Origin of the sequence: Vibrio jasicida CAIM 1864 = LMG 25398, assembly GCF_000400365.1 — a bacterium.
Lineage (GTDB): Bacteria > Pseudomonadota > Gammaproteobacteria > Enterobacterales > Vibrionaceae > Vibrio > Vibrio jasicida.
Map to the genome: position 1 here is coordinate 67,239 of NZ_BAOG01000054.1, position 13,518 is coordinate 80,756.

8 protein-coding genes are annotated in these 13,518 nt (G+C 46.5%); 5 read left to right on the forward strand and 3 right to left on the reverse strand.

Going from position 1 to position 13,518, the window contains the following annotated elements; translation table 11 throughout:
* Positions 1 to 24: 24 nt before the first annotated feature.
* From VJL_RS16060 to VJL_RS16070, 3 genes are read left to right on the forward strand one after another with little or no spacing between them, the layout of a single operon-like run.
* A complete protein-coding gene (locus tag VJL_RS16060; RefSeq protein WP_038865588.1) occupies positions 25 to 915 on the forward strand; it encodes an isochorismatase in 891 nt (296 codons plus the stop codon).
* A gap of 33 nt (positions 916 to 948) precedes the next feature.
* Positions 949 to 4,896 (forward strand): enterobactin synthase subunit F, encoded by a 3,948-nt coding sequence (locus tag VJL_RS16065; RefSeq protein WP_038879380.1) that lies wholly within the window; start codon positions 949 to 951, stop codon positions 4,894 to 4,896.
* A complete protein-coding gene (locus VJL_RS16070; protein ID WP_038879383.1) occupies positions 4,889 to 5,836 on the forward strand; it encodes a hypothetical protein in 948 nt (315 codons plus the stop codon). The genes VJL_RS16065 and VJL_RS16070 overlap by 8 nt, the downstream gene beginning before the upstream one ends.
* 8 nt (positions 5,837 to 5,844) lie before the next feature.
* On the opposite strand, the gene VJL_RS16075 is transcribed toward VJL_RS16070, so the two are convergent.
* Positions 5,845 to 6,558, reverse strand: a complete 714-nt coding sequence (locus VJL_RS16075; RefSeq protein ID WP_239032696.1) for a 4'-phosphopantetheinyl transferase family protein — start codon at positions 6,556 to 6,558, stop codon at positions 5,845 to 5,847.
* A 149-nt stretch (positions 6,559 to 6,707) separates the two neighbouring features.
* Here VJL_RS16075 and VJL_RS16080 point away from each other — a divergent pair, with 149 nt between their 5' ends.
* A complete protein-coding gene (locus VJL_RS16080; RefSeq protein WP_038879386.1) occupies positions 6,708 to 8,669 on the forward strand; it encodes a TonB-dependent receptor domain-containing protein in 1,962 nt (653 codons plus the stop codon).
* A 113-nt stretch (positions 8,670 to 8,782) separates the two neighbouring features.
* On the opposite strand, the gene VJL_RS16085 is transcribed toward VJL_RS16080, so the two are convergent.
* The gene (locus VJL_RS16085; protein ID WP_038879388.1) at positions 8,783 to 10,090 is read right to left on the reverse strand and encodes a hemolysin family protein; all 1,308 of its coding nucleotides are present in this window, start codon (positions 10,088 to 10,090) and stop codon (positions 8,783 to 8,785) included.
* Between the two features lie 182 nt (positions 10,091 to 10,272).
* On the opposite strand from VJL_RS16085, the gene VJL_RS16090 reads away from it, so the two are divergent.
* Positions 10,273 to 11,505: a DEAD/DEAH box helicase gene (locus VJL_RS16090; RefSeq protein ID WP_038879391.1), complete on the forward strand. Its 1,233-nt coding sequence runs from the start codon at positions 10,273 to 10,275 to the stop codon at positions 11,503 to 11,505.
* 109 nt (positions 11,506 to 11,614) lie between these two features.
* Here VJL_RS16090 and VJL_RS16095 read toward each other — a convergent pair whose 3' ends face one another.
* Positions 11,615 to 13,216, reverse strand: coding sequence for a BCCT family transporter (locus tag VJL_RS16095; protein WP_038865577.1), 1,602 nt, complete (start codon positions 13,214 to 13,216; stop codon positions 11,615 to 11,617).
* Positions 13,217 to 13,518 lie beyond the last annotated feature (302 nt).

Consider the following 13,518-nt stretch of genomic DNA (forward strand, 5'->3'; position numbering starts at 1 on the left):
AATAAAATTTTGGAGATTAGCCCCATGGCCATTCCATCTATCTCTGGTTATTCACTATCTAAGCCGATGCCAGAAAACCGCGTAAATTGGTCTGTAGAGCCAAAGCGCGCTGTGTTATTGATTCACGATATGCAGCAGTATTTTCTCAATTTCTATGATGTCGATAGTGAGATGATCCAAACGCTCACTCATCATATTAAGCAAATTAAACAAGCGTGTATCGATGCGGGTATCCCTGTGGTTTACACCGCTCAACCGGGTGACCAACGCCAAGAAGACCGTGCCTTACTAACGGACTTTTGGGGACCAGGTCTGAAAGCGGATGATGATATTACGCGTATTTTCCCTGCGCTTGCGCCTTCTGAACAAGACATTGTTTACACCAAGTGGCGTTACAGTGCGTTTCAGCGTACTCCGCTTAAATCCATGATGGATGAAACGGGTCGTGACCAGCTGATCATCGTAGGTATTTATGCCCACATTGGTTGTTTGCAAACCGCTGCCGAAGCGTTCATGACCGATATTAAAGCTTTTATGGTTTCTGATGCTGTCGCAGATTTCTCAGCGAACGATCATGAAATGGCTCTCAATTATGTCGCAGGTCGCTGTGGCTATGTGTTGGATAAGCAGCAATTGCTATCTCAAATCAGCAGTGCAGATGAATTTGTCGGTGATGACTTTTCCATTCCTCAATCTCAGCAACATTTAACTCAGCAGTTAGCGGCATTGCTAGAAGTGCCAGTCGATGAAATGACGCCGGAAGATAGCCTGCTGGATTTCGGTTTAGATTCGGTTCGTATGATGTCACTGGTCGGTGACTGGCAGCAAGCTGGTCTAGACGTGAGTTTTATGGAACTTGCCGCCAAGCCCAGTGTGCAAGATTGGTGGCAACTGATTGAGAAGAAGCTGACTTAACAGCCTACGAGGAAGAGTAACAAAGGAATGGACATGTACGATTTACCTTATACAGCGGAGCAATTGCTGCCGCTTACGGATGCCCAAGCAGGGATTTGGTTTGCTCAGTTGCGCGACCCGGATAATCCAATTTACAAGACTGGCGAATACTTAGTGATTGATGGCAAGGTGGATGAGCCTTGTTTTGTTGAAGCGGTAAAAACCGCCATTGATGAAGTTGACTCGTTACACGCGAAGTTTGTCACTACCACCGAAGGCCCTCGCATGGTGATTGATAGACAAAACTGGCAGGTAGAGCGAATCGACTTCTCGCAACATGATGTGCCACTCGAGTCTGCAGTCGATTGGATGAAGAAAGAGTTGAAGCAGCCCGTTGATTTGGAGCAAGGCCCACTGTTTATTATGGCGCTGCTTAAGCTTGCAGAAGATAAGTTTGTTTGGTTCCTGTCACTTCACCACATTGCTATTGATGGCTACAGCATGTCGTTGATCGCTTCGCGTATTGCTCATATCTATGGCCAACTTACGAAGGGAGAGCAGTTTGACGAGATCCAATTGGTGGATCAACACGCGTTGCTTAAAGAAGACAACGACTATAAAGCGTCGGAAAAATACCAAAAAGACCGTACCTTCTACTTACAACGTTATGCCGACCACTCTGATACGGTTAACTTAGCGGGTAAACCGACAGTGACATCTGATCACTTCTTACGCTTGAAAGGCGCGATGCCAGTAGAAGACTTCCAGCATATGGAATCGTTGGCGAAGCAATGCCGAACGCACTGGTACAGTGTGCTGATCGCTTCCATTGCTGCGTATGTTCATCGTATGACGCGTTCCAACGAGGTGGTGCTTGGTGTGCCGTTGATGGGGCGCTTAGGTTCAGTGGCAATTCAAACGCCGGCGATGCGAGTGAATATCTTGCCAGTGCGAGTGAGTTTTACTCAAGGTACGGACATCAAAACGCTAGTTAAGCAGGTAAACCAAGAATTCTCATCTGTTCGTCGTCACCAAGGGTACCGCTATGAAGAACTGCACCGCGAATTGAATCTAGTAAAAGACAACCGCAATCTATTTGGCCCTTTGGTCAATATCATGCCGTTTGAGTATGAACATAAATTTGGCGAGTTGGCTTCGAAAGCACATAACCTGTCAGCGGGGCCCGTGGATGATATTTCCTTCTATTGTTATGAGCTTGACGGTCAACTTCACATAGATATGGATGCCAATCCAGAGCTGTATTCTGGCCAAGACATTAAAGAGCACCAGCAGCGCTTGTTCCACTTTATGAGCGACTTTTTTGCAAGCGCGCAAGCTCAAGATCCATCGTTATGCCAAATCAGTGACGTGAATATTCTTCTCTCTGGGGAGAAAGAAAAGGTCATCGAAACTTGGAATGATACTGACCACGAGGTGCCAGAAACGACCCTAGCTGCCTTGTTGGCAAGGCAACGTATTCTGACGCCTCATGCTCCCGCCCTCATTTTTGAAGGACAAAAGCTCAGCTATGAGCAGTTAGCGAAAAAAGTGTACTCCTTGACTAACTGGTTAACCGCGCAAGGGGTTGAGCTGGGAGATCGCATTGCGGTTTGCATCCCAAGAAGTGAAGAACTGATTGTTGTACAACAGGCGATTCTTGCTGCTGGTGCGGTTTACGTACCGATCGATCCAGATTACCCAGAAGGCCGAATCCACTACATGTTGGAATCTTCTGCACCGAAGTTTGTATTCTCGACGACCGAGCTACAAAGCAAATTGCCGCAAGGTGTGGAGGTGAAGTTGGTTGATGACGCGACGTTGCCAACTATTTATAAGGTGGTTGAGGCATTACCACCACAAGTGCGTCCGGAACCTCACTCTCCGGCTTACATGATTTATACCTCTGGTTCTACGGGCAAACCAAAAGGTGTTGTGGTTACTCACGATGCTATCGTCAACCGACTACTTTGGATGCACGACCAATACCCAATTGATGCCAAAGACCGAGTATTACAAAAAACGCCTGCAGGTTTTGATGTCTCTATTTGGGAATTTTTCTGGCCAATGATCGTCGGTTCATGCTTGGTGGTCGCAAAACCGGAGGGGCATAAAGATCCTATTTATCTGCAAGATCTTATCCATCGAGAGAAAATCACGACCTTGCACTTTGTGCCTTCAATGCTGCAAATCTTCGTCCAACAAGCCGATGCCAATTTGTGCCAGAGTTTACGCCAAGTTTTTTGTAGTGGTGAAGCGCTACCGATGGAATTGGTGAATCATTATTACCAAGACTTTAGTGCGCCATTGCACAACTTGTACGGTCCGACAGAAGCGGCTGTTGATGTGACTTATTGGCCAAGTGAGGCGAATGCGCAAGGTAATTCGACACCAATAGGCCGCCCTGTGTGGAACACCCAAATTTACATTTTGGATGATGCATTAAATCCAGTACCGCCGGGTGTCGTCGGTCATCTTTATATTGCGGGTCGACAATTAGCGTTGGGTTATCACGGCCAGCCAGAACTGACCGCAGAGCGTTTCATTGAAAGCCCATTCGGACCAAAAGGCAGCCGAATGTACTTATCTGGTGATTTGGCTCGTTGGCGAAAAGACGGGGCGATTGAATACTGTGGGCGTAGTGATTTTCAGGTCAAGATTCGAGGTTTCCGTATTGAGCTTGAAGAAATTGAAAACGCCTTAGCAAATCACCCAAGTGTCGCGCAAGTTGCGGTATTGGCGCAGGAATATGCCGATGGTGACAAACGCCTCGTAGCGTATGTTACGGCAGAAGATCCAGAACAGGGTGTTGATAGCAACTTGCTGCAGCGATTCCTTGCCGAACCGCTGCCAGAGTACATGGTTCCAAGTTACTTTGTGACGTTGGATACTTTCCCGTTAACGCCAAACGGTAAGCTGGATCGCAACGCGTTGCCGAAGCCAGATTTGTCTGGTCAGGTCGGTACAAAAGGGCCAAGCAACCTTGTTGAAGAACGTTTGTGTAAGCTGTTCTGCCAACTGCTTGATTTACCTGCGGTAGGCGTTGACGACAACTTCTTTGAACTAGGTGGTCACTCTTTGCTTGCCGCACAGTTGATTGCTCATGTGAAAGAAATCATGGGAATTGAACTGTCATTGGCAGCCGTATTTGAATCGCCGACTGTCTCTGGGATTGCCGCCAAGTTGAATGGCAGTGAAAGTGATGATGCCCTGAACATGTTATTACCACTGCGTAAACGTGAAGGGAAAGCGGCCATTTTCTGTGTACACCCTGCGGGTGGCTTAAGTTGGTGCTACGCGGCTTTAACGCCGATCATTCCATCCAATGTTCCTCTCTATGGCGTGCAAGCTCGTAATCTGGGTGACCCTTCTGCGCCATTGCCAAAGAGCATGAAAGAAATGGCAGAAGACTACGTTGCCGCGATTCGTGAAGAGCAACCTTTTGGTCCTTATCATCTTCTGGGCTGGTCAATTGGTGGCATGATTGTTCACCTAATGGCGGGCATCTTACAAGAACAAGGCCAAGAAGTTGGTTTGGTTACGCTGTTAGATTCTTACCCTGCAGAGCAGTGGCAAACCATCCATCCACCAGGAGAAGAGCAAGCGCTCGGCGCACTGATTCGTATGGCCGGCGTTGAGTTTGATGAAGCCGCGCATTCCAGTATTACGAAGCCAGAAGTGATCGATATCTTACAGGATGCGGGCTCGTCTATGGCGCACTTAAGTACTGAAACTATCACGGCGATGATCGACGTCGTAATCAACAACAACCAACGTGTCCGTGATGCCATTGACTATCAATATCAAGGCGATGTGCTGTTCTTTAATGCTGAGAAGCCACCAGAAGAGGCCTTTTTGGATCGCAATGGATGGTTCAAATACATGGACGGTGACTTGAAAGTGATTGATGTGGCCTGTATTCACCGTGACATGATGCGCCCAGATATGCTGCGTGAAATCGGTACGCATATGGTGAAAGAGTTGAGAGAGAATTTCGATGTTTGATTCGACAGCTCAATTTAAGCCAAGTGCGATGTTGGAGGGGATGATTTCCCCTCTGACTTTCTTCAAAAATAAGTTGGAATCAGGCGCTATTTTGGCGCTTGGCGAGGCACATTGGTATGCCGATTTATTTGAGCAAATGACCGAGGTGTTGCTCGATCCTCAATTGGATGGGGCATTCACGCATTTGTTCATCGAGTTTGGTAACGCTAAGCATCAAGCGCTGCTTAACAACTACTTATTGGGAGAGGCGGTCACCGACACTGAATTGTCTGCCGTATGGTTAGATTCAATCGCCTTTCCTGCATGGATGCATCCGTGTTACGGCCAATTTTTTCATCGATTGCGAGCAGCGAATGCTGAGCGCAACGTGCCGATCAAAGTCGTGCTGACGGAGCCGTCGTTCAATTGGCAAGCCATTCAACATCCTTCTGAACTGAGTAAGTTGAATGCTCAACGTGACCAAGCCTTAGTGGACGGCGTTGAAAAGCTGCAACAGAAACAGGCACAGAGTGTGGTGGTGCTTGTTGGAGCAAGACACATTCTTAAGCGTTCCCCAACCTTAGGGTTCATGTCCAAACATAAAACTTTTGGTGACCTAGCGAAACAGAAGTTTGGCGAACAATATGTATCAGTTTGGCCACACATTTTACCAAGTGAATGGGGCTGCACTGAGCGGGGTATTTATACAACGACGCAGCATCATCTTAAAAAGAAATCGTTTCTCGACATTATTCCGAAAAAGCCACCGGTGAACCCTTACGCGTTTACTTCCCTTGAGCAGCTGGTGGATGCCTATTGGTATTTAGGTCCACAAACGCGTCAGTTCGATGCCAAGGGCGTCACAGTACCACCAATGTGGAAAGCGCTTTTAGAACAACGGTTGCCGCTGGTTAATGCTCGACAACAAATGGTGATCAAAAAGGTTATTGAACAAAAATAATGACACATTCATGAGGAAAAAAAGCACAACGAGAAAACGTATTGCTCGGTAAAGCAATAGCGGCCATGAAAGGAGAGATTCGGCAAGTTAGCCTGCAATAAAGTTCGATTCTCTCCAATCAGTTCGAAGTGAAATTGACCGGTGTTTTCAGCGTCCGGCTGCAGGGTGATTTGTGCATCTAGAAAGTCGAAGTACACCTGAACAAACGGGTAGAGACATTTAAACAGGCTCTCTTTAATGCTGAATATCAGTGTATCTGGGAGGGTGTTGGACGTCTCCATTAATGCCTTTTCGCTCTGGGTGTAGATGCTAGAAAAAAGGTGCGAGGCGAGAGGGGTATTGTTTTCCACATCAATACCCAAACTCGGTACTTCACTTTTTAACGCACACGCTGCGAGGCATAGGCTGTCGGTGTGACTGATGCTGCCGCTGATGAGGCTCGGGAATAAGGGCTCTCTAGCTTTGCCTGAAAGAATGGGTACCTGAGCTAATTCAGAATCGTTTGATACCAATCGCTTTATGGCTTCTCGAGCGGATTGACGTCCGGCTCGGAATTCTCGTTGACGCTTTTTAACGGCTTTATGAATTTGTTGCTCTTCCTCGAGAAGGCCCACTTTATCGTACATATCGGGTGTGGCTTTCACGATGTGAACCGTTGGACTGGCACTTTCTAAGTGAAGACAGAGAGGGGCAAGAATGTTAACTAGCTTGTCGTTTTTCAATAGTGTCACTTTTCAACCTGTTGCAGTTCAAAAATACAATACAGCTCAAATGTAAATGCTAATGCGAGTAATAATAATTGTCATTTATACATTCGTTTATTAGAGTTTGCGAGCTCAATTTATTTATAAAATAGATATAAGGATATGCAGTGAAAAGTTTAGTTAAAAAGCCCACATTTATGCCTTCTATGCTCGCAGGAGCACTTTTGACGGCGCTAAGTGGTTATGCTGTTGCTGATGATCAAGATGAAGTGTTGGAAATGGAACGTATGGTTGTTACTGCAACCCTTACCCAACACTCAGAATTGACCGCACCAGCTTCTGTTTCGGTTATCACCGCAGAAGACATCTCAAAGATGCCAGTGAAAGATATCTCAGAAGCGATTCGTAGTGCGACGGGTGTGAGTGTTTTGAGCAGCACCGCTTATGGTCGTAATACTATCCGTATTCGTAGTTTGGATTCCAAGCACACGCTAATCTTGATCAATGGTCGTCGAATTAACTCACAAGATGCGCTTATTCGAGGTAATGACTTTGACCTATCGAGTATCCCTTTAACGGCGATTCAGCGTATTGAAGTGGTTCGTGGCCCGGTTTCTTCCCTTTATGGTTCTGAGGCCATGGGTGGTGTGGTGAACGTGATCTTGAAATCACCAACGGAAGAGTTATCCGGCTCGGTTGGTCTTGAATACGAGAGCATTCTTGAAGGTGACGGTGGTGATGGTCTGAAAGGTCATGCTTACGCGAGCGGCGAACTGACGCAAAATGTAGAGGGCAGCATCATTGTTGAAAGCTCTACACGTGACCCTTGGCGCACAGACACAAATCCTAATTTTGATGCGCTAGAGCAGAAAGACACGACCAATGTGTTTGGTGAGCTCGCATGGCAATTAACCGAAGAACAGCGTTTGATTGCGGATGTTATCTACACCAAAGATGAGCGTGAAGCAGATTGGGTTCACCCTCGTTCAGGCCCTCAAACGAACACACAAGACTCGACGCGCTGGAACTACGGTTTAACGCATGAAGGCGCTTGGGACACGGTAGATTCACAAGTACGTCTCTACGGTGAGAGCATGCAACTTGACGATGCAAGTACGGCTTACACTAACGGCGCTGCGGATGTCGACTTACAAAATAATACTCTCGATTTCAAACTTTCTGGTTTGTGGCGAGATTCGCATGAGTGGGTATTCGGTGGTGAATACCGTACTTCTGAGCTGAAAAACAGCCGTGATGTTCCATCTGGTGATATCGATAACTACCAAGGTGCGGTATTTGTTCAAGGTGAATTTGATCTCGACAAACTGGCGCTGACATTGGGTGGCCGTCAAGATTTTCATGAGGTCTATGGCAGTCACTTTAGCCCGCGTGCTTATGCCGTTTACAGCATCACCGATGAGTTTGTTTTGAAAGGCGGTGCTGGTGGTGGCTTCCGAGCTCCTGGCATGATGGAAAGCAGCGACCAAGTTCGCGTAATCAGTTGTGGTAACCGTTGTTGGTTAACGGGTAATGATGATCTTAAACCGGAAGAATCAGAAAGCTACGAAGCAGGTCTTGCGTACGAATCAACATCAATGGGCGTAGGTCTGATGTACTACTACACGGACTTGAAGAACAAGATCGAACGTGACCTAACCAAGGTTGTTGGTATGGATGGCCCTATGCCAATCTTCACTTACCAAAACATCGGTAAAGCGGAGATCAAAGGTATTGAGCTTGAAGGTTGGTATGACATTACAGACAGCATCAACCTGAAAGGTAACTACACTTACACGGACGCTAAAGACAAGAGTACAGGTGATACGCTCATGCAAACACCTGAGCATCTAGCGAACCTGGACGTCAATTGGGAAGTGTTTGATTCATTCACAACGTTTGCTCGTGTGAATTACATCGGTGAACAAGTGATCACGAACCTAAGCCGTGAAAACAAAACGGTGGATGGTTACACGCTAGTCGGTCTTGGTGTGGGTTACGATTTCCAACAGTTGAACCTTAAAGCGGGTTTAAACAACATTTTTGATGTCGAGTTGGACGATGAAGACGATTACTACGGCTACTCTGAAAAAGGCCGTAGTGCGTATGTAAGCGCAACGTACTTGTTCTAATCGAAACGAAGATCGTGAATCTCATTTAGCAAAACAGCCTCTATCGAGAGGCTGTTTTTTGTTTGAGTCAAACACTCGTAAATTCGTAATTAGCCTTATTGCTCAGCTTCGAATTATCTCACCATTTCCGTTACTTTAACTTGTGTGATCCGATTGCTCTTGACCTGCAACACGTCAAATTGCCACTGTTGATATTCAACGGTTTCTCCTTGAGCAGGCACGCGGCCAATTAACCAAGTCAGAAAACCATTTAAGGTTTGGAAGCCCTCGCTTTCTTCTCCCTCAACGCTGCTGAGCTCAAGTTTGTATTTCAGCTCATTCATCGGAATCAAGGCGTCCATTATCCAACTGCCGTCTTTCTGCTTTTTCGCCCAGATTTGTTGCGGTGCCATGCCTAACTCACCAGCGATAGATTTGAGCAAATCGTAGTGTGTCACTAGGCCCTGCACGTCGCCATATTCGTCAACGATAAAGACCATTTCGGTGCTGGTTTGCTGCATGTAGTTGAGCAACGGTAGCCCTTTCATGGACTCAGGAACAAAACGTGAACGTTTGAGTAATTTTGCTAACCGCGATATTGATAGCTCGTCATACTCATCGAGCAACGCTTTAGAAGAAATGGTCCCAATGATGTTATCCAAGCCGCCTTTACATACCGGCCAAACGGAATGCTGAGTTTGACGTAAATTCTTCAGTATTGCATCGAGTGGTAAATCCAGATCGAGATAGTGAATGTCACAGCGTGGTGTCATTAAAGAGAGCGCCAAGCGGTCATTCAAGTGCAGAAGGTTACGGATCATCAGCTGTTCCTGAGGCTCGATTGCACCACATTCAGAACCTTCACTGACCACAGCAAATATATCTTCTTCTGTTACGATTTCACCGGTGTGGTTTTGGCGTAGCAATCTCAGTAAAGATTCTGTCGATAGCGTCAGTAACATGACAAACGGAGTCGTTAACTTGGCCAACCAATGAATAGGGTAGGCCACAAGAACAGCAATACGCTCTGCGTTGTTTTGAGCGAAGCGTTTCGGAACTAGCTCACCCACTACGATTGCAAAGTAGGTGATCATGACGACGACAATAGCGGTGGCAAGGATGGTGGCGACCTCTCGTTCTAGGCCTTGTGCGACAAGCCAATGCTCAAAGGGAACTGAAAGGGTGGCTTCACCAAAAATACCGCTGAGGATACCAATCACGGTGATGCCGATTTGGATTGTGGAGAGGAATTGCGTTGGGTTGTTTTTTAATTGCAGAGCGAGGCGGGCAGAAGCGCTGTGTTGGGCAAACTTTTTCAGTCGGCCGCTTTTGGCTGTGACTAACGCTATCTCAGACATGGCAAAAACACCATTAAGCGCGATTAATCCAACCAGTAATAAAATATCCATGAAGTTTTCCAGTGATGCACACTCTTGCAGCATAACGAGGTTCAAGGGGAAGAAATGTGAGGTGGTCAATAAATCATCACGCTGTAACAATCAGATGCCTTATTAAAAGGATAGAATTTGCTTATCGTCTCCGGCTTGTTCAGGTATGAATGATTCTGTTACTTAGTTCGGATTCTGATACACTACGCGCCCATTTCCTCTGTTGAGACTTTTCTATGCCATTTTCTAAGCTTGGTTTAAGCGCACCTATCACTGATGCAGTGAAGGCGCTGGGTTATGAAAAACCGACTTCTATCCAACAAAAAGCCATTCCGATTGTTTTGCGTGGCAGCAATTTGATTGCCGCAGCACAAACTGGTACCGGTAAGACTGCTGGCTTTGTACTACCAATCTTAGAAAAACTCAGCAAAGGGGAAACTCAGCGTAAGAAGCGCGCTCGTGCGATCATTTTGACCCCGACACGTGAGTTAGCACTTCAAGTACACCAGAGCATCGAGGCATACGGCAAAAACTTATCGCTTCGTTCTATGGCGATGTTTGGTGGTGTGGATTATGCGCCACAGAAACAAGCGCTGATTGAAGGCGTGGATATTGTCGTAAGCACGCCAGGCCGTTTGATTGACCTTTACGGCCAACGTGCCATTCACTTTGATGAAGTGGAAATGCTGGTTCTGGATGAAGCCGATAAGATGTTGGATATGGGCTTTATCGATTCGATTGATAAGATCGTCGATTGCATGCCAGAAGACATTCAAAGCTTGTTGTTCTCAGCGACGCTATCAAACCCAGTTCGTGACTTGGCGAAAAACGCTATCGTTGACCCTGAAGAGATCACCATTGCGAAGCACAGCGCATCTAAGTCGAACATCAAGCAGTGGATCACTACCGTCGATAAAGACATGAAGTCGTCACTACTGAGCCATATGCTGACGGAAAACGACTGGTCGCAAGTGTTGGTGTTTATCGAGACAAAACACGGCGCGGCGAAGTTGGTTTCTCAACTAGAGAAGCGTGGTATCGTGGCAGAGGCGTTCCACAGTGGTCGTAACCAACGCGTTCGCCAAGAGTTGATTGAGCAGTTTAAAGCGGGTGAAATCCAGTACTTAGTGGCAACGGGTGTTGCGGCGCGTGGTATTGATATCGACAACCTACCTGTTGTTATTAACTACGACTTGCCATTCCCAGCGGATGAATACGTTCACCGTATTGGTCGTACTGGCCGTGCTGGTGCACAAGGTGAAGCGATTTCACTGGTATCAAAAGATGACTTCAAAAACCTATGCATGATTGAAAGCCGTCTGGGTCACTTGCTTGAACGTTTGGAAATCGAAGGTTTCACACCAAGAAAGCCTGTGCCAATTTCTATCTTGAACTACGTACCAAAGAACAAACGTAAACCACAAGACAATGATCGTCCTCGTCGAGACAACGCTGACAAGCGCGATTAAAAATAATCCTTGTTAAAGACGCAGAACTAAAAAAAGAAGCCGCATTTCGATGCGGCTTCTTTGCTTTTTACAACCCTGTTCAAGCTAGGTGGGGTCAGGTTCTGTCTGTCTAGTTCGCTTTCGCTAAACGTCGCTGAATGAACTGAGGTTCTGTGCGCATACCCATCACCAGACTGACACACATAACCAATAGAATGATGGTGAATGGCAGACCAGTTGAAATCGTACCGGCTTGCAGGGCTTGAATTGCTTCTGTACCACCAATCCACAGTAGAACAGCCGCAATAGCACCTTCTATGGTTGCCCAGAAGATACGTTGTGGTACTGGCGCATCCACTTTACCACCAGCGGTAATACTATCGACAACCAGTGATGCAGAGTCTGACGAGGTAATAAAGAACACCATGATCAGAACAATCGAAATGACAGACAAAATCGAGCTCATTGGCATTGCTTCATAAGCATAGAATAGTGACAGTGTTAGGTCGGTAAGCCCATTCGTACCAAGCTCTCCCACTTTGTTCATTACTTGGTCTATCGCAATGCCACCAAATGCGGACATCCAAATTAGCGTTATGAGCGTCGGAATTAAAATCACAGCAGTAAGGAATTCGCGAACCGTACGTCCTTTTGATACTCGTGCAATGAACATACCCACACATGGTGACCATGAAATCCACCAAGCCCAGTAGAACACCGTCCAACCGTGCATCCACGCTTCATCTTCTCGGCCATACGGGTTGCTAAGAGGAATAATGTTCTCAACGTAACCCATTAGCGTAGTCGGGATAGTACTCAACGCGACGGCAAGACCCGCTAGGATAACAAAGACCAATAGAGCAAAAGCCATAGTAAGGTTGATGTTGCTCAGCACTTTTACGCCGCCATCGATTCCTCGAATGACCGACACAACCGCAAGTGTAGTAACGAAAGCGATCACCCCAAGTTGCATTCCAATGCCACTTTCAATGCCCATCACATGCGCGATACCGCTTGCAGCTTGCTGCGCGCCTAGACCTAACGAGGTTGCTAGACCAAAGAGTGTTGCGAGCACGGCCAGAACATCAATCACATGGCCAAACCAACCCCACGTGCGATCACCAAGCAGTGGGTAAAAGACGGAACGGATTGAAAGTGGTAGGCCTTTATTAAAGGCAAAGAAAGCCATAGACAGTGCAACAACGGCGTAGATTGCCCAAGGGTGCAGACCCCAGTGGAACATGGTTGCCCCAAGTGCGACTTGTTTGGCTTCTTCTGTAAATGGCGTTACGCCAAGTGGAGTCTCGTACCAACCTGTAAAGTATGCGACAGGTTCGGCAACGCCCCAAAACATGAGACCGATGCCCATGCCAGCAGCAAACAACATCGCAATCCAAGAAATGTTGGAATGTTCCGGCTTTGCGTTCTCACCGCCAATGCGGATCTTGCCAAAAGGAGAAAAGATCAAACCAATACAGAAGATTAAAAAGATATTGCCAGCCCACATGAAGAGATCATCAAAGCTGCCTATGATCTGCCATTTGACACCATCAAGGCTTGCTTTTGCAGTGGCTGGGTCGACGAGCAGAAGTGCGATTAAAAAAATAATGATCAAGCCAGCGCTGGTGCCAAAAACAGGGTTATGAACATCAAATCCCCACTTTTGAACGTTGTCTTGGCCGACCGTGTAGTCAGTATTATCAATACTGTACTTATCCTTAGTTGTAGACATCATCCCTCTCAAAACTACTTAGAGTACAAACTAATTTGTCGGCGCGCACTATAACAAACGTCAGAGTAAATGGCTAATTTGTTGATGAAAAGATCAACTTGGTTGGTTTTTATACGTGCAAAAAGCAAAGAACACGAAATAATTTTCGGGATTGATAGTCTTTACAAATAAAGCATCTGTCAAAAATATATATTGATAACTGTGTGAATAGCATGAGTGTGAGTCAGTTAGCTATTGTTCTGATTTAATTGACAATAAGTAGGAAAACTCGCTAGTTGCGTCTACGCTTTAAAAAGTTTTTG

Excerpts from the sequence above, each read along its gene's own strand:
- VJL_RS16060 (WP_038865588.1), top strand. The coding sequence starts at position 25 with ATGGCCATTCCATCTATCTCTGGTTATTCACTATCTAAGCCGATGCCA.
- VJL_RS16065 (WP_038879380.1), top strand. The coding sequence starts at position 949 with ATGTACGATTTACCTTATACAGCGGAGCAATTGCTGCCGCTTACGGAT.
- VJL_RS16070 (WP_038879383.1), top strand. The coding sequence starts at position 4,889 with ATGTTTGATTCGACAGCTCAATTTAAGCCAAGTGCGATGTTGGAGGGG.
- VJL_RS16085 (WP_038879388.1), bottom strand. The coding sequence starts at position 10,090 with ATGCTGCAAGAGTGTGCATCACTGGAAAACTTCATGGATATTTTATTA.
- VJL_RS16090 (WP_038879391.1), top strand. The coding sequence starts at position 10,273 with ATGCCATTTTCTAAGCTTGGTTTAAGCGCACCTATCACTGATGCAGTG.
- VJL_RS16095 (WP_038865577.1), bottom strand. The coding sequence starts at position 13,216 with ATGTCTACAACTAAGGATAAGTACAGTATTGATAATACTGACTACACG.